Annotated in this window: 13 protein-coding genes and 1 pseudogene; 10 read left to right on the top strand and 4 right to left on the bottom strand. The window is 61.8% G+C overall.

What is annotated here, in order from left to right:
* Positions 1–52: 52 nt before the first annotated feature.
* Positions 53–1,336: a D-alanyl-D-alanine carboxypeptidase family protein gene (locus J3P73_RS05735; protein WP_130689435.1), complete on the bottom strand. Its 1,284-nt coding sequence runs from the start codon at positions 1,334–1,336 to the stop codon at positions 53–55.
* 277 nt (positions 1,337–1,613) lie between these two features.
* On the opposite strand from J3P73_RS05735, the gene J3P73_RS05730 reads away from it, so the two are divergent.
* Positions 1,614–2,651, top strand: coding sequence for a polysaccharide deacetylase family protein (locus tag J3P73_RS05730; RefSeq protein ID WP_130689434.1), 1,038 nt, complete (start codon positions 1,614–1,616; stop codon positions 2,649–2,651).
* A gap of 6 nt (positions 2,652–2,657) precedes the next feature.
* On the opposite strand, the gene pdxH is transcribed toward J3P73_RS05730, so the two are convergent.
* Complete coding sequence (gene pdxH, locus J3P73_RS05725) at positions 2,658–3,278, bottom strand: pyridoxamine 5'-phosphate oxidase (protein WP_012756311.1); 621 nt, start codon at positions 3,276–3,278, stop codon at positions 2,658–2,660.
* Positions 3,279–3,343: 65 nt separating this feature from the next.
* Between pdxH and J3P73_RS05720 the strand changes: the two genes are divergently transcribed.
* Together J3P73_RS05720 and J3P73_RS05715 are read left to right on the top strand one after the other, a co-directional pair.
* Complete coding sequence (locus J3P73_RS05720; RefSeq protein ID WP_024324004.1) at positions 3,344–3,802, top strand: RT0821/Lpp0805 family surface protein; 459 nt, start codon at positions 3,344–3,346, stop codon at positions 3,800–3,802.
* Positions 3,803–3,833: 31 nt separating this feature from the next.
* Positions 3,834–3,956: pseudogene (locus J3P73_RS05715) on the top strand (IS5/IS1182 family transposase); the annotation flags it as partial.
* A 116-nt stretch (positions 3,957–4,072) separates the two neighbouring features.
* Here the strand turns inward: J3P73_RS05715 and J3P73_RS05710 are convergent.
* Complete coding sequence (locus tag J3P73_RS05710) at positions 4,073–4,963, bottom strand: ornithine cyclodeaminase family protein (RefSeq protein WP_245002732.1); 891 nt, start codon at positions 4,961–4,963, stop codon at positions 4,073–4,075.
* A 239-nt stretch (positions 4,964–5,202) separates the two neighbouring features.
* Here J3P73_RS05710 and J3P73_RS05705 point away from each other — a divergent pair, with 239 nt between their 5' ends.
* From J3P73_RS05705 to J3P73_RS05690, 4 genes are all read left to right on the top strand, one after another.
* Complete coding sequence (locus J3P73_RS05705) at positions 5,203–5,664, top strand: Lrp/AsnC family transcriptional regulator (protein ID WP_024324002.1); 462 nt, start codon at positions 5,203–5,205, stop codon at positions 5,662–5,664.
* A 307-nt stretch (positions 5,665–5,971) separates the two neighbouring features.
* Positions 5,972–7,189 carry a J domain-containing protein gene (locus J3P73_RS05700; protein ID WP_178385452.1) on the top strand — a complete coding sequence of 406 codons (1,218 nt, stop codon included), beginning with the start codon at positions 5,972–5,974 and terminating at the stop codon, positions 7,187–7,189.
* 121 nt (positions 7,190–7,310) lie between these two features.
* Positions 7,311–8,129 (top strand): enoyl-ACP reductase FabI, encoded by an 819-nt coding sequence (gene fabI / locus J3P73_RS05695; protein ID WP_018067977.1) that lies wholly within the window; start codon positions 7,311–7,313, stop codon positions 8,127–8,129.
* Between the two features lie 24 nt (positions 8,130–8,153).
* Positions 8,154–8,744, top strand: coding sequence for a histidine phosphatase family protein (locus J3P73_RS05690; RefSeq protein WP_018067978.1), 591 nt, complete (start codon positions 8,154–8,156; stop codon positions 8,742–8,744).
* 291 nt (positions 8,745–9,035) lie between these two features.
* On the opposite strand, the gene J3P73_RS05685 is transcribed toward J3P73_RS05690, so the two are convergent.
* Positions 9,036–9,296, bottom strand: coding sequence for a DUF1344 domain-containing protein (locus J3P73_RS05685; RefSeq protein WP_003569889.1), 261 nt, complete (start codon positions 9,294–9,296; stop codon positions 9,036–9,038).
* A 244-nt stretch (positions 9,297–9,540) separates the two neighbouring features.
* On the opposite strand from J3P73_RS05685, the gene J3P73_RS05680 reads away from it, so the two are divergent.
* The 3 genes from J3P73_RS05680 (at position 9,541) to ribB (ending at position 15,165) form a co-directional block, all read left to right on the top strand.
* Positions 9,541–12,720: a bifunctional diguanylate cyclase/phosphodiesterase gene (locus tag J3P73_RS05680; protein ID WP_207579791.1), complete on the top strand. Its 3,180-nt coding sequence runs from the start codon at positions 9,541–9,543 to the stop codon at positions 12,718–12,720.
* Between the two features lie 231 nt (positions 12,721–12,951).
* The gene (gene aroC / locus J3P73_RS05675) at positions 12,952–14,049 is read left to right on the top strand and encodes a chorismate synthase (RefSeq protein WP_024321246.1); all 1,098 of its coding nucleotides are present in this window, start codon (positions 12,952–12,954) and stop codon (positions 14,047–14,049) included.
* Between the two features lie 12 nt (positions 14,050–14,061).
* Complete coding sequence (gene ribB / locus J3P73_RS05670; protein WP_130681124.1) at positions 14,062–15,165, top strand: 3,4-dihydroxy-2-butanone-4-phosphate synthase; 1,104 nt, start codon at positions 14,062–14,064, stop codon at positions 15,163–15,165.
* Positions 15,166–15,200 lie beyond the last annotated feature (35 nt).

Raw genomic sequence — 15,200 nt, 5'->3', positions numbered from 1 at the left:
CTGATTCCCAACAATTGTCCAGAACGGGATTGCCCGGAGTGCCGGGCGGGGATCAGCCGCGATCCGGCAGCAGCATGCAGTCATAGGAGCGCTGCTTCAGCGCATCGCAGGCCGAGACGGCGGCATCCTTGCTGGCGAAACCGACGAAGCGGGCGCGATAGATCTTGTTGGCCCCCTGCCCGACCGCCTCGGTATAGGGCGAAGCGGAAACGAGTGGCGCCCCGGCTTCCGACTTCGCCTGGGCCAGAAGCGCGCGCGCCGCATCGGCGCTGGGAGCGGCCGAGATCTGGATCTGCCAGTCTCCATTGGTCCTCTCTGCTGATGTCTTCGGTGTCTTGCCGGCGTTCAGGATCTCATCCATCGCGACGGGACGATCCAGCGGCACGACGGCGTCGTCGGCATAAGCCAGGCTCTTGGCTGCGAGATCGTCGGCCGGGCGCGGTGCGTTGAGCGGCACCGGAACATCAGACGCGTCGGCGGCGGACGCGACTTCGACAGTTTCCTTGGCGCCGACGCTTGCCACCAGCTTTGCGCCGCCGGAAGACGAGGCACGGCCGAGATAACGGTCGAGCAAACCAGCCATCTTGTCGTCGCGGCTGCGGGCGGTGCGGCCGCCGAGCACGACGCCGACCACGCGGCGGTTGCCATCCCTGACGGCGCTGACGAGGTTGAAGCCGGAGGCGTTGGTATAACCGGTCTTGATGCCGTCCATGCCCTGGTAGCGGTACATGAGATTGTTGTGGCCGCGCACGGTCCGGCCGCGGAAATTGAAGCTTGCCGTCGAAAACAGCCGGTATTCGTTCGGATAATTCTTCATCAAGGCGACGGCGAGTGTCGACATGTCACGCGCCGTGGTGACCTGGCGGCCGTCCGGCAGGCCGGAGGCGTTGACGAAGACGGTGCGGCTCATGCCGAGCTGGCGGGCCCTGGCCGTCATCATCCGGGCAAAACCGCTTTCCGAGCCGGCGAGCTTCTCGCCCATGGCGGAGGCGGCATCATTGGCGGATTTGACGATCATGCCATAGACCGCCTCGCGCACGGTGATCGTGCCGCCCGCCTTGACGCCAAGCTTGGTCGGCGGCCGTGCGGCGGCGTATTTCGAAATCCTGATCGGGGTGTCCCAGGTGATCTTGCCGCGCTTCAATGCCTCGAAGGTGAGATAGAGCGTCATCATCTTCGTCAGCGAGGCTGGATGGTTCAGCGTATCGGCGTTTTCGGCGGCGAGAACCTTGCCGGTCCGGGCATCGAGGATCAGCGAAGCATTTCCGGCAAGGGCCGCAAGAGGCGCCGAAACGGCAAGCGTCACGGTCAAAACAGCCGCCAAAAGCTTTCTCATGCACTTTCCCCTCATACCCTGGCCCCTCATACGCTGGCCCCTCATACGCTGGCCCCTGATGCGCAGCCCTCGATGCAGGCTTTCGGTCAGACCGGCGTTTGTGCCGTAACGTGACAGAAGCCGTAAGTTTGGCGCGACTTTGAGGCAACGCCTATCATTTTTCTAGTCTTTTCATCACCTTGGTTAACAGGAAATCAAAGACCTGTTCCGAACAGGGATTCAGCAAGGCTTAAGTCGCACTTGCTAGTTTCCGGCAAAGGCAAGGAACGGGCGCCGCATGACGGGACAATTCAAGCGACTGGCAAAACGCGCAGCGATCGGCGCCGGGCTCGAGCTTTCCTGGCTGCTTGGCTCGGCCGGGCTGATGCGTGAAGCGCGCGGGCGCGGCGTCGTCTTCACGCTGCATCATGTCCGCCCGCACGTGCCAGAGGCCTTCGAACCGAATGCGCATCTCGAAATCACCCCGCGTTTTCTCGACGCGGCGCTGCGGCGGCTGAAGCGACAGGGTTATCGTTTCGTGCCGCTCGATCAGGTGCCGGCGCTGCTGGCAGAGCCCGAGGGCGCACAGCCGTTTGCGGCCTTCACGCTCGACGACGGATACAGCAACAATCTGGAACATGCGCTACCGGTGTTCGAGCGGCATCAGGCGCCGTTCACGGTATTCGCAGCCAAGGGTTTTGCCGAGGGCTCTCACAGCATCTGGTGGGAGACGCTGGCGATCCTCTTGCGCCAGGCGCCAGAAATCCGCTTCGATTTCGGCCGCGGCATGGAGCGCCTGGTGCTCGACAGCCCGCAGCAGCAATGGCATGCCTTCGACCGCTTTGCCGCCTATATCCACCGCTCCGACGAGGCGCGCGCCGTCGCCGCCATCGATCTGCTGGCGCGGGAAAACGGCATCGAGCCGACGGATATCGTCCGCGAACTGGTGATGGGGCCTGGTGAATTGCAATGGCTCGCCAGCCATCCGCTCGCAGCGCTTGGCGCCCATACGATCAGCCATCGCGCGCTCGCCCGCCTGCCGGAAGCCGAAGCGCGAATCGAGATGCAGGCTTCGGCGGATTACCTCGAGGCGGTGACCGGCATCCGTCCCGAGACGATCGCCTATCCCTACGGCACGCCGGAGGCTGCGACCGCCCGCGAGGCGCGCATCGCACGCAATCTCGGCTTTACCCTCGCGGTCACCACGCAACCCGGGCTGCCGGCAGCGCGGCTCACCGGCTATCTCCCGCGCATTTCGCTCAATGGATTCTACCAGAAGCGACGCTATGTCTCGGCGCTTGCTTCCGGCATACCGCTGAAGCTGATGGGCCGGTAAAGCCCCTTACGGGTACATCCGCACCTTGTCCCATTCGCCTTCCGGTGATGGCCGGCGGAATTCGACCCGGTCGTGCAGGCGGAATTTCTGATCTTTCCAGAATTCGATCGAGGTCGGCCGGATGCGGAAGCCCGACCAATGGGCGGGGCGCGGAATCTCGCCGATGGCATAACGCGCGGTATATTCAGCCACGGCCTTTTCCAGCGCGAAACGGCTTTCGAGCGGACGGGATTGTTTAGAGGCCCAAGCGCCGATGCGGCTGCCGCGCGCCCGCGTCTTGAAATAGTCGTCCGCTTCGGCATCGGTGACGATCTCGACGGGGCCGCGCAGCCGCACTTGGCGGCGCAGGCTTTTCCAGTGAAAGCACATGGCAGCCTTTTTCTGGCCAAGAATTTCGCGGCCTTTCTGGCTCTCGAAATTGGTGTAGAAGACGAAACCGTCGTCGTCGAATCCCTTCAGGAGAACCATGCGGACATTCGGAAGACCATCCTCATCGACCGTCGCCAGCGCCACCGCATTGGGGTCGTTGGGCTCGGAGGCCTCCGCTTCTTTCAGCCATTCGGCAAAGAGCTTGAAGGGCTCGCCACTTTCGGTAAAGTCACCGCTTGTTAACTCGTTTGCCGACATATTGGTTCAAATGCCCCGGATTATTCAAAACTCGCCCAGCTTTTGATAACTGGACAGGATGCAGGGTGGAAGTCATAACAAAGTCATCTCGCCATTCAAGGGGCCTGCGGCGACGCAGCCGCGCGTTCTTCGTCATCGGCACCGCGATGTTGTCGCTTTCTGGCTGCGTCGGCGGCGGTATGGATTTCTTGAGTGACGCCAAGGTCGACCGGTCGGTGGCAACCGGCACCGTGCCGCAAACGCCGCCGAGCACCGACACGCTCTCCGACGAGATGACCGTGCGCAATGCCGTGACGTCGGCCGACGTGCAAAGGCTCGAGGGCCAGCCGCTTCCCTGGGCAAATGCATCGACGGGCAGCGCCGGTGTCATCGATACGATCGTCGAAAACAATGAGTCCGGCCAGGTCTGCCGGCAGTTCCGCACGACCCGCCATTCCTATGTCGGCATCGCCAAATTCTACGGCAAGACCTGCCTCGTCGGCGGCGGTAACTGGCAGCTTCTGAGCTTCCAGCCCGAGAGCTGATCCGGCGGGAGAACTGAGCCTCCTAGGTCGTGTGGTCGAATGCTGCTTCTCCAAACTCAAGCAGTTCAGAAGGGTCGCAACGCGCTTCGAGAAAACGGCGAGAAACGACCTCGCCGTCGTCACCATCGCAGCGACCGTCCTATGGATCAGATAACAGCCCAGGCCACCTAGAGCGCCGCGCGTCTTCTCAGACGCGCCAAGGACGCTCTATCACTTTGAATCCGCGCATAATCCTTTCCGAAAATCGATTCCGATTTCCGGGGTTATGCGCTAGAGAGAAATAGCTTGGCCCACACCCAGGCGCTTGGCCTCGCGGTAAGCGAGGTCGGCTGTCACCATATCTTCCATGGCGACGCCCATGGCCTTGTAGATCGTGATCTGCTGATCTGACGTCCGACCTGGTCGCTGCCCCAGCAACATCGCGCCAAGATCGGTGCCTGCCTCGGGATCAATATTTGCAAGTTCGCAGCAGCCCACCGGTGTTGGCGCGAACGAATCCCGCGTCTCAACAAAGAGGGTGCCGCGAGCCATCAAATCGATCGGAAGTTCGCCGCCGGGGGGCGCGACACCAACCGAGGACACGTGCGTTCCTGGTTGAACCCATTCTGCCGATATTGCGGGGACATAGGAGTGCGTCGCGAGGCACACAACATCTGAAGACCGTATCGCCGCCTCGAGGTCCTCGACGGCAGTGATGCCTGAATGACGTGAAGCCAGCGCCTGGGCATCAGCAAAATCTTTAGAGAACACTCGAATTTCCTGGAAATCGCGAACGAGCGGCAACAGGTGAAGGTGCTGGCTGGCTTGAACGCCCGCGCCCACGACGGTCGCGACCTTGGCATTGCACCTGGCGAGTTCTCGCACTGAGAGGACGGCCGAACCGGACGTGCGTACGGCCGTGATGTAGGTGCCATCCATAATGCAAACAGGCATTCCTGTTTCTGGATCGAAGAGATGTATTGTTGCGAGGTGACTGGGCATGCCCCGGGCGATATTGCCTTCGAACACGTTGACCAGTTTTACGGTCAAATGCATTCCCTTCATCCAGGCCGGCATCGCCAACGAATAGCCTGCATTCGGAATATCGAGTTGTGGCCGCGCTGGATTGACGACACGACCGTCGGAGAGCGCTTTGAACCCGTCCGCTAGCGCGTCGAGCAGCTTGCGCAGGTCGATGCATGTTTTGACCTCCGCTTCGCTCAGCGAGAGAATCTTGATCTCACCTTTGGTGTGAGTGCTTAAGGCAGGTTGGGTTCTGTGTATGATGTTGCTTGCCTTCGTCTGGTTGGGGTTTAGTTCTTTTCCAACCGTATTGCGGCAAACGGCGCGACGAAATATAGTAATTTCGACTTCTTTGCGTGATTATCGCGCATTCCAACCCAGGAAAGTGTGAATCAGAAATGAGTGACTTGGACCGTGTCGATCGGATGCTGCTCGGGCTATTGCAAGAAGATGGTCGCCGGACTGTTCTTGACCTCGCCGAACGCGTTGGATTGTCACCCACGGGCGCATCCCAGCGCATCAAGCGGCTTTTCAGTGAAGGCTTTATCCGCGCTGTGCGGGCTGTGCTCGAGCCTTCAAAGATCGGACGTGGCACGCTCGTCTTTATCGAGGTAAGGCTCGATCACACCGCGCCGCACGTCTTCGACCGCTTTGCAGAGGCTGTTGCGAAGGCACCCGAAATCATCGAATGTCATATGGTGATTGGTGGCTTCGACTACCTGGTCAAAGCACGAATAGCTGATATGGCGACGTTTCAGGAATTCCTGCAGCGGGTCATTCTGCCACTTCCTGGCGTCAGGGAAACCCACAGTTACGCATCAATCGGTGATGTGAAGCCTGACGCATTGTTGCCGCTTTGACACCGCCGATTTTCCGGACCGGTTGTCCACGCCACCTAAGGCTAAATTCAAACCATTACCGCGTCCCTTTGCGCGTTCGAAAAGACGCATAGCGCCGTCGCCAACAGGTTAACGCCCGACCGCTTTCTGCCGAGTGCTTAGCAAAGAGCTAACCATTCGCCGCGAAACACCCCACATGTCTCCACAGAAATAACAAGTGATTAGCAACTCCGCCGCAGGATCAGCGTTGAGAGTGGCTGTTCCTGCCTTTGTAGCGGGTGGCGCCACACACGTTTTATTGGACGGGGATGCCGGGCAAGGACGAGGCTTGCCGCATCGCAACACCGGCGGTTTTAACATGCGCGATCCTTACAAAATTCTGGGCGTCAAGCGCGACGCGGCAGTAGACGAGATCAAGGCGGCTTGGCGCAACATGGCCAAATCAGCCCATCCCGACCACAATCAGGACGATCCGACGGCGACGGCCCGGTTCGCCGAGATCGGCCGCGCCTATGAAACGCTGAAGGACCCGCGCAAACGCAGCCTGTTCGACAATGCCCTGCGGATGGCCGAAGCCAAGAAGCACGAACAGACGATCATGCAACAGCGCCAGGCCGCCCGCGAGGCGGCAGTGCGCGCCAAGGCGGCGCAGGCCAATGCCGAGCGCGTGATGGAAGAGTTGGCGCGCGCCGCCCAGAAGGCTGCCGCCGACGGCTCCAGGCAACAGGCAGGTTCCGCTGAGGCCGCCGACGAGATGGTGGATCGCATTTTCGGCGCCCAGGCCCGCGCGGCTGCCGGCGGCCAGGCGCAGGGTCGCGCCCAGCAGACGCAATATCAGCAGGCCCAAAATCAGCAGACACAAAACGCCCAGGGCGACGCCGGCAAGCGCATGGATGGCGATGCCGCCGAGGCCGACACCAAGGGCGACGAGGAAGCGGGCGAAACTGCAGCCAATGCCGCCGCCAACCTGTCGCTGCCGCTCAGCATCCTGACAAACCTGGTGCGCCGTTTCACCGGCGCCAAGGATACCGGCCTCGATAAAGCACCGGATGAGGTGACGACGGCGACGGTCACGATCGACGACGTGTTGAAGAGCGGCTGGATCACTGCGACATTGCCGGAGGGCCGCGAAATCGGCTTCGCATTGCCGGCAGGCACGACCGACGGTTACGAGCTGCGGCTCAAGGGACAGGGCTTCAAACTGCCGGGCATGCAGCGCGGCGACGCCGTCGTCAACATTCGCATCGCGCCCGATCCGCGCTTCACGGTCGACGGTTTCGATCTGCACGCGGTGCTGCCCCTCAGCATCGAAAATGCCGTGCTCGGCACCGAGGCGCGCATCGAAGGGCCGAGCGGCCCGCTGAACGTGACGATCCCCGCATGGTCGGGCTCGGACAAGACGATCCGGGTTCCCGGCCAGGGATTGCCCCGCGAAGAGGGCGGCAGAGGCGATCTCGTTGTCGAATTGCGCATTATCTTGTGGGAAAAACCCGACGACAAAATCACCGATCTCATGCGGAGCATGCGCGAAGGCCTGTTCCTATGAAATTTTTATGACATTCGCACCCTTTATTACGATCCCTAACAGTTGATGATCCCGGCCAAGCTTGAACCGATTAACGGCCTATGCCATAGGCAGGATCGATCAGAATCCTAGGGAGCGAAATATGGCTCAAGCATCCGGCCTCATGGCAGGCAAACGCGGCGTCATCATGGGTGTCGCCAACAATCGTTCGATTGCGTGGGGTATTGCCAAGGCCATTCATGCGCAGGGTGGAGAAGTCGCGTTCACCTATCAGGGCGATGCGCTGAAGAAGCGTGTCGAGCCGCTCGCCGCCGAAATCGGCGCGACGCTCGTCGGCCACTGTGACGTCGCCGATGAAGCCACCATCGATGAGGTTTTCGAGAACGTCGAAAAGCTGTGGGGCAAGATCGATTTCCTCGTGCATGCGATCGGCTTTTCCGACAAGGACGAGCTGACTGGCCGCTACGTCGACACCTCGGCCGACAATTTCGCCAAGACGATGCAGATCTCCGTCTATTCCTTCACTTCGGTCGCACGCCGCGCCGAGAAGCTGATGACGGATGGCGGCGCCATGCTGACGCTGACCTATTACGGCGCCGAAAAGGTGATGCCGAACTATAACGTCATGGGCGTCGCCAAGGCCGCGCTCGAAGCCAGCGTCAAGTATCTCGCCGTCGACCTCGGCCCGCAGAACATCCGCGTCAACGCCGTCTCGGCCGGACCGATCAAGACGCTTGCCGCCTCCGGCATCGGCGATTTCCGCTATATTCTGAAATGGAACGAATATAACGCGCCGTTGCGCCGCACCGTCACCATCGAGGAAGTCGGCGATGTCGGCCTCTATCTCCTGTCGGACCTGTCGCGCTCCGTCACCGGCGAAGTGCACCATGCCGACAGCGGCTATCATGTCATCGGCATGAAGGCGGTCGACGCGCCCGACATTTCCGTCATCAAGGACTAGAGCATTTCGAGCGGAGCTGAGACCGTGCTTATCTACGTGATCAGACACGGCCAGACCGCCTGGAATGCCGAGCGCCGCCTGCAGGGTCAGAAGGATATCCCGATGAACGCCACGGGCCTGGAACAGGCCCGACAGAACGGCATCGCGCTTGCCGGGATTCTCGGCGACACGATCGACCAGTTCGATTTCGTCGCAAGCCCGCTCCAGCGCACGCGCGCGACGATGGAAATCATGCGCACCGCCATGGGCCTGCCGCCGCTGGCCTATCGCACCGATCCGAGGCTGGTGGAAATTTCCTTCGGCGACTGGGAGGGCTCGACGCTCAAGGAGCTGAAGGCGACGCAGCGCGAGCGAGTGGCGGAACGCAACACCTCGAAATGGGATTTCATCCCGCCCGGCGATGACGCGGAAAGCTATGAAATCCTCTCCTGGCGCACCGGCTCATGGCTGAACTCCGTCGATCGGCCGACGGTCTGCGTGACGCATGGCGGCGTCATCCGCACGCTGTTCCAGACGATCGCCGACCTGCCGAAAAGCACGGCTGCCGAAGGCGCGATCCCGCAGGACCGGATCATCCGGATCGAAACTACTGAGCGGACGATCGCCTGGCTGTAGGCATTGCAGGGCGTTCAGTAAGGTCGGATTGGGATAGGAGCGGGTTGTCGGCCAGGAGATTGCCGAGACCTGCCCCTCATCCGGCTGCCGCCACCTTTGCCTGGGTCGAGCCACGGGTCTCGACCCGTCCTTCAGACCCCCCGCTCGCGGGGCGAAGGGACCATGCCGCGACCTCTCCGTCCCCACTCGCTCTCGTAGGGCACGTCCCCTCGCCCCGCGAGCGGGGAGAGGGTTAGGGTGAGGGGCAGCCATCGGCGCCGTACCTCACCCGATCATTCTCCAGAGATCCGGTTATTTAACGATATCGAGATCGTTGATGACGCGCTTGCCGTCGACCTCGGTATAGAAGACGATCACCTTCACGCCGGCTTCGAGGCCGTCGAAATTGAATTCCTCGGGCGCCTGATAGGTTTTGCCGTCATCGAGCGTCAGCACGAGGTTGGCCGTGTCGACCTTCTTGATGGTCGCCTCGACATCGGCGCTCTCGGCAAAACCGCTCATCGGTGACAGGAAGCTTGCTGTTGCCAAAAGCGTGGCGACGACGAAACGCATGGCGACAATCCTTTTAAGACGCTGCACGAGAAACTGACTGGCCACAGATAAGCTCCTGAATATGGCGAAAATTGCCCGTAAGAATGGCTTTTCCCGCCCAATTGATGAATAGGATTTTAAATATAATCAAGATGGTGCGTTAATCCGTGGTTTTTCCCTTCCCGCGATCTCTCGGCATCGCCGGTGGGCAATCGTAAATTAACCCGCGCGCCCTACAGTTGCTCGTCAACATGGGGGTTTCATTTTGTTATCCAGGCTCAGCGACAGCAAGCAGTTGCGGCGCGTGTTGAAGAATAGCCGCGTCTCGTTTCTGGTTTCGTCGCTTGTCGCCCTGGTCGTCATCATGGTCGGCTTCGGGCTCGACCAGGCCAATACTGCGTCTCATGTGCGCGAACTTCATATCCGCACCGAAAACGAGACGAACCTCATTCGCGCCCGGGTCATGGCCGAGATCAATATGGACCTCAGCGTCGTGCGCGACCTGACGAACCTGATCTCCGTCAGCGCGGCAAACGGAGAGGAGATGGAGCGCCAGATCAACTGGCTGCTAATCCAGAACCCGTCTTTCATTCATATCGCCGTCGCGCCTGATTTCATCATCCGCGACATCCACCCATCGCAGTCCGGCAATGAGCGGATCGGCCACGATGTGCGCGAGGTTCTGTTCTTCCGCCAGGCGATGACCAGCGCGGCCAGCAACCAGTCGGCGCGCTTCTACGGCCCGATGAGCATTGACGGCCGCGACGCCTTTGCCATCTTCTTCCCGGTTTACGTCAAGGAGAACGGCCAGCGGCGGATCTGGGGGGCGGTCGAGGTCGCCATCGACCAGACGATGTTCTACCAGGCGACCGGGCTGATGCCGGCACGCGACCGCGAGAATCAGGAACGCTATCCGCATCTCGACCATCTTTCGATCGCCATCCGGGATATCGCCTCGCCGGCCGCCGCCAAAGCTGGTCTCCCGGCGCCGTTCTTCGGGTCGGCCGATATCGACGGCAAGGATCCGATGCGCCAGAAGATCGGCTTTGCCGGCGGCAAGTGGGAGCTTTCCGCCGTCCCGAACAGCGGCTGGGACGCGATACCCGAAAACCGCACCAAGCTGCGTCTGATCATCCTCGCCGCCGGCTTCATCATCATCGTGCCGATCTTCTTCGCGACCCTCCTGCTCGGCGAGCGCAATCGCAACATTACCGCGCTGGAGACGCGCGAGGCAAAACTGCTGGAACTGTCGCAGCGGCTCAATCTGGCGCTGGAATCCTCGAATATCGGCATCTGGGAGCTGCAGGATGATTCGAGCAGCCTGCTCTGGGATACGCGCGCCGCGGCCCTGCACGGCAAGCCGGCTGAGGAAGGAAGCTGGGCGCTCGACAAATGGCTGGCGGCGGTCCTGCCCGAGGACCGCGACGTCGCCGAAGTGCATTTCTTCAGCTGCAGCATTGCCGGTGCTGCCTGCACGGCGCAATACCGCATCATGCTTGTCGACGGCGGTATCCGCCACCTGCGCTCGGTCGGCGCCTTCTATACGGATGCCGGCGGCGTCAGCAAGACGATCGGCATCGTCTGGGACGTGACTGCCGATGCGGAGATCACCGACACGCTGCGCAAGGCCAAGGATATGAGCGAGGTTAAGAATGCCGAGCTGGAGCTGGCGCTTGAAGAGCTCTCGAGCCGGGAGGGGCAGCTCGCCGAGCTTTCCAGCCGGCTCGACCTGGCGCTCAATTCCTATCAGTGCGGCATATGGGAAGCCCGGCCCGGCCGGGGCGGCTCGATCTGGAACGAGCGGATGCACGAGCTCTATGGGCTTGCGCCGCGCAACGGCTTCATGACCGAGGAGATCTGGCTTGGCTGCATCCACCCCGAGGATCGAGCCTTAGCGCTCGAAAGCGCACGCCACTTCAAGAAGAACGGCGATACACACACCCTCGTCTGCCGCGTGCTGGTCGACGACGGCTCGGTGCGTTATGTGCGCTCGGTCGGCAAGGTCCACCAGACGGGGACTAGCGAGATGAAGATCATGGGCATCGCCTTCGATGCCACCGAAGACGTGTTGATGACGATCCGGCTGAAGGCGGCCAAGGACGAGGCGGTCGCCAAAAATATCGAGCTTGAGCTTGTCAAGAACAGGATCGAGCACAATTCGCTGCACGATCCGCTGACCGCACTCGCCAACCGCCGCAAGCTTGATATCGCACTGGAAAGCCTGACCCATGACGGTCGCCAGCAGCGGCAGAAATTCTCGATCCTGCACATCGACCTCGACCGCTTCAAGGACATCAACGATACGCTCGGCCATGCGGCCGGCGATGCGATGCTGGTGCACGCCTCGAAGGTGCTCGCCAAGAATGTCCGCGGCAGCGACATCGTCGCGCGCATCGGCGGCGACGAGTTCGTCATTCTGGCCCTCGACGTCGGCGACAAGGAGATGGCGCAGCTGTCGACGCGGATCATCGAGGAGATGCGCCAGCCGATCGATTTCCAGGGCTTTTCCTGCCGCTGCGGCGTGTCGATCGGCATTGCGCTCGCCAACGGCATCCATGTCGATGCGCGCAAGGTGCTGATCAATGCCGATATCGCGCTCTACCGCGCCAAGAGCATGGGCCGCAACCGCTTCGAATTCTTCAATCACAATCTCCAGGCCGATATCATCAACACCAAGCGCACCGCCGACGAGATCCTTGCCGGCATCGACAATGGCGAATTCACCGCATGGTATCAGCCGCAATTCTCTGCCCGGACGATGGAACTGACGGGCGTCGAGGCGCTGGTGCGCTGGAATCACCCGTCCAAGGGGCTGCTGACACCCGACAAGTTCCTGCGCATTGCCGACGAGATCAATGTCGTGCAGATGCTCGACCGGATCGTTCTCGAAACGGCGCTGCGCGACAAGGTGCGCTGGACAGCGCGCGACATTGTGGTGCCCAAGGTCTCGGTCAATGTTTCGGCGCGGCGGCTGCATGATGGCAGCCTCTTGGAATCACTCGCCGACCTGCATATTCGTCCAGGCGAAATCTCCTTCGAGCTGGTGGAATCGATCTTCCTCGACGAGAGCGAGGACGTCGTCTCGCAGAATCTCGAGCGCATCAAGGCGCTCGGCATCGATATCGAGATCGACGATTTCGGCACCGGCCATACCTCTATCGTCAGCCTGTTGAAGCTGAAGCCGAAGCGCCTGAAGATCGATCGCCAGCTGGTGCAGCCGATCGTCAATGCCTCGCAGGAGCGGGCGCTGGTCAGCTCGATCATCGAGATCGCCCGCTCGCTGGGCGTCGAGACGGTGGCCGAAGGGGTGGAGACGGCGGCACATGCCGCACTGCTGCGCGATCTCGGCTGCGATATCCTGCAAGGCTATGCCTTCTCGCGGCCGCTCTCCTTCGACGATTTCACCGAGGAAGCGACCGGAACGGGGTGGCGGCTGGCATCATGATCGCCGCCTGCTGATCGGCCTCGTCCGGACCCCTCCCCGCCTGCGCAGAGGGAGTGACGGCACAATGCGCCGTCGATCACCGGCAAAGACGGAAACAGCATTTCCTGGGCTGGCGGTTTGGCGCAAAGAAAGGCTTTTGCCTCGGCGGATTTTTGGCCTATGAGTGTCGCGCCTTTTCAAGCAATGGCGCGGCCGGCAGCGATCGGCTTTGGCGCGCCACCGTGGGAACACATGTCGCACAATACATTCGGTCACCTTTTCCGCGTAACCACCTGGGGCGAAAGCCATGGTCCGGCGCTCGGCTGCGTCGTTGACGGCTGCCCTCCGGGGCTGCGCTTCAAGCTCGAGGACCTGCAAGTCTGGCTCGACAAGCGCAAGCCCGGACAATCCCGCTTCGTGACGCAGCGGCGCGAGGACGATCTGGTGAAGGTACTATCAGGCGTCATGCTGGACGCCGACGGCGAGACGATGACGACCACCGGTACGCCGATCTCCATGCTGATCGAAAACACCGACCAGCGCTCCAAGGATTACGGCGAGATCGCCCGGCAATATCGCCCCGGCCATGCCGACTATACCTATGACCTCAAATACGGCATTCGCGACTATCGCGGCGGCGGCCGCTCCTCGGCGCGCGAGACCGCCGCGCGGGTTGCTGCCGGCGGCATCGCCCGCCTCGTCGTGCCAGGCGTCACCGTGCGCGGCGCGCTGGTGCAGATCGGCAAACACAAGATCGACCGCCGCAACTGGGATTGGGATCAGGTCGATCAGAACCCGTTCTTCTCGCCCGATGCCGCAATCGTGCCGGTCTGGGAGGAATATCTCGACGGCATCCGCAAGAACGGCTCCTCGATCGGCGCGGTCATCGAAGTGATCGCCGAAGGGGTGCCGGCCGGCCTCGGCGCGCCGATCTATGCCAAGCTCGACCAGGATATCGCCTCGCTGCTGATGTCGATCAACGCCGTCAAGGGCGTCGAAATCGGCAATGGTTTTGCCGCCGCCGAAACCTCAGGCGAAGACAATGCCGACGAGATGCGCATGGGCAATGACGGCACGCCGATCTTCCTTTCCAACAATGCCGGCGGTATTCTCGGCGGCATCTCCACCGGGCAGCCGGTGGTGGCGCGTTTTGCCGTCAAGCCGACCTCCTCGATCCTGACCGAACGCCAGTCGATCGATGCGGAGGGCAAGAATGTCGATATCCGCACCAAGGGCCGGCACGACCCCTGCGTCGGCATCCGCGCCGTGCCGATCGGCGAGGCGATGGTCGCCTGCGCCGTCGCCGACCATTATCTTCGCGACCGCGGCCAGACCGGCCGTCTGAAATAGGAGCGCTCGCCCATGTCTTATGACCAGAAGCGCGTCGTCGACGCCATCCGGGCCTTCGAGGCCGGCGAGATCGTCGTCGTGATGGACGACAATGACCGCGAGAACGAGGGCGACCTGATCGTCGCCGCCGTGCATTGCACACCGGAGAAGATGGCCTTCATCGTGCGCCACACCTCCGGCATTGTCTGCGCGCCGATGCCGAAGGAAGAAGCCAAACGCCTCAACCTCAACGCCATGGTGGCGGAAAACGATTCGGCCCATACGACGGCCTTCACCGTCTCGGTCGATTTCAAGCACGGCACGACGACTGGCATCTCCGCCGACGACCGGACGCTGACCGTGCGCAACCTCGCCAATCCGAATGTCGGCGCCTCCGATTTCGTCCGTCCCGGCCACATCTTCCCGCTGGTTTCCCGCGAAGGCGGCGTGCTGATGCGCTCCGGCCATACGGAAGCCGCCGTCGATCTCTGCAAGCTCGCCGGCCTGCCGCTGATCGGCGTTATCTCAGAACTGGTCAACGACGACGGCACCGTCACGCGCGGCCCTGAGGTGGTCGACTTTGCCGGACAACACGGGCTGAAGCTCGTCTCCGTCGCCGATCTCATCGCCTATCGCCAGCGCAAGGAGACGCTGATCGAACTCGGCACCAGCTTTGACATCGAGACGCCGTTCGGCAAGGCCAAGGCCCATACCTATTCCCTGCCCTGGGACCCGATGCAGCATCTCGCCGTCGTCTTCGGCGACATCCGCGACGGCGTCGACATTCCGGTGCGCCTGCATCCGGAGAATGTCGCCGATGATCTCTTCGGCAAGAACAGCCCGGTCGATTTCTACATGCAGAAGATTGCCGAGCAAGGCCGCGGCGTCATCGTCTATCTGCGCGAAGGCTCGGTTGGCGTCGGCCACCACGACAACGGCCGCAAGGCCCGCAACCAGGGCCGCGAAGCCCATGCCGAAGCCCAGACGCGCGACAGCGAATGGCTGGAAATCGGCCTCGGCGCACAGATCCTCAGGGATCTCGGCGTCAGCTCGATCAAGCTGCTCACCAGCCGCGAGCGCCACTATGTCGGCCTCGAAGGTTTCGGCATCAAGATCAGCACGACGGAGATCTGCTGAACGGGCGTGGGCTTGGACCCTCGCCATCCCTCATT

Origin of the sequence: Rhizobium ruizarguesonis, from assembly GCF_017357285.1 — a bacterium.
GTDB classification, from domain to species: domain Bacteria; phylum Pseudomonadota; class Alphaproteobacteria; order Rhizobiales; family Rhizobiaceae; genus Rhizobium; species Rhizobium ruizarguesonis.
The sequence above is the reverse complement of the archived record's forward strand: the minus strand, read 5'-3'. Positions and strand labels throughout refer to the sequence as shown.

What these genes read in the sequence shown, in the direction of transcription:
- aroC (WP_024321246.1), top strand. Translation starts at nt 12,952, where the DNA reads ATGTCGCACAATACATTCGGTCACCTTTTCCGCGTAACCACCTGGGGC.
- ribB (WP_130681124.1), top strand. Translation starts at nt 14,062, where the DNA reads ATGTCTTATGACCAGAAGCGCGTCGTCGACGCCATCCGGGCCTTCGAG.
- J3P73_RS05705 (WP_024324002.1), top strand. Translation starts at nt 5,203, where the DNA reads ATGAGTGACTTGGACCGTGTCGATCGGATGCTGCTCGGGCTATTGCAA.
- J3P73_RS05735 (WP_130689435.1), bottom strand. Translation starts at nt 1,336, where the DNA reads ATGAGAAAGCTTTTGGCGGCTGTTTTGACCGTGACGCTTGCCGTTTCG.
- J3P73_RS05685 (WP_003569889.1), bottom strand. Translation starts at nt 9,296, where the DNA reads ATGCGTTTCGTCGTCGCCACGCTTTTGGCAACAGCAAGCTTCCTGTCA.
- pdxH (WP_012756311.1), bottom strand. Translation starts at nt 3,278, where the DNA reads ATGTCGGCAAACGAGTTAACAAGCGGTGACTTTACCGAAAGTGGCGAG.
- J3P73_RS05730 (WP_130689434.1), top strand. Translation starts at nt 1,614, where the DNA reads ATGACGGGACAATTCAAGCGACTGGCAAAACGCGCAGCGATCGGCGCC.
- fabI (WP_018067977.1), top strand. Translation starts at nt 7,311, where the DNA reads ATGGCTCAAGCATCCGGCCTCATGGCAGGCAAACGCGGCGTCATCATG.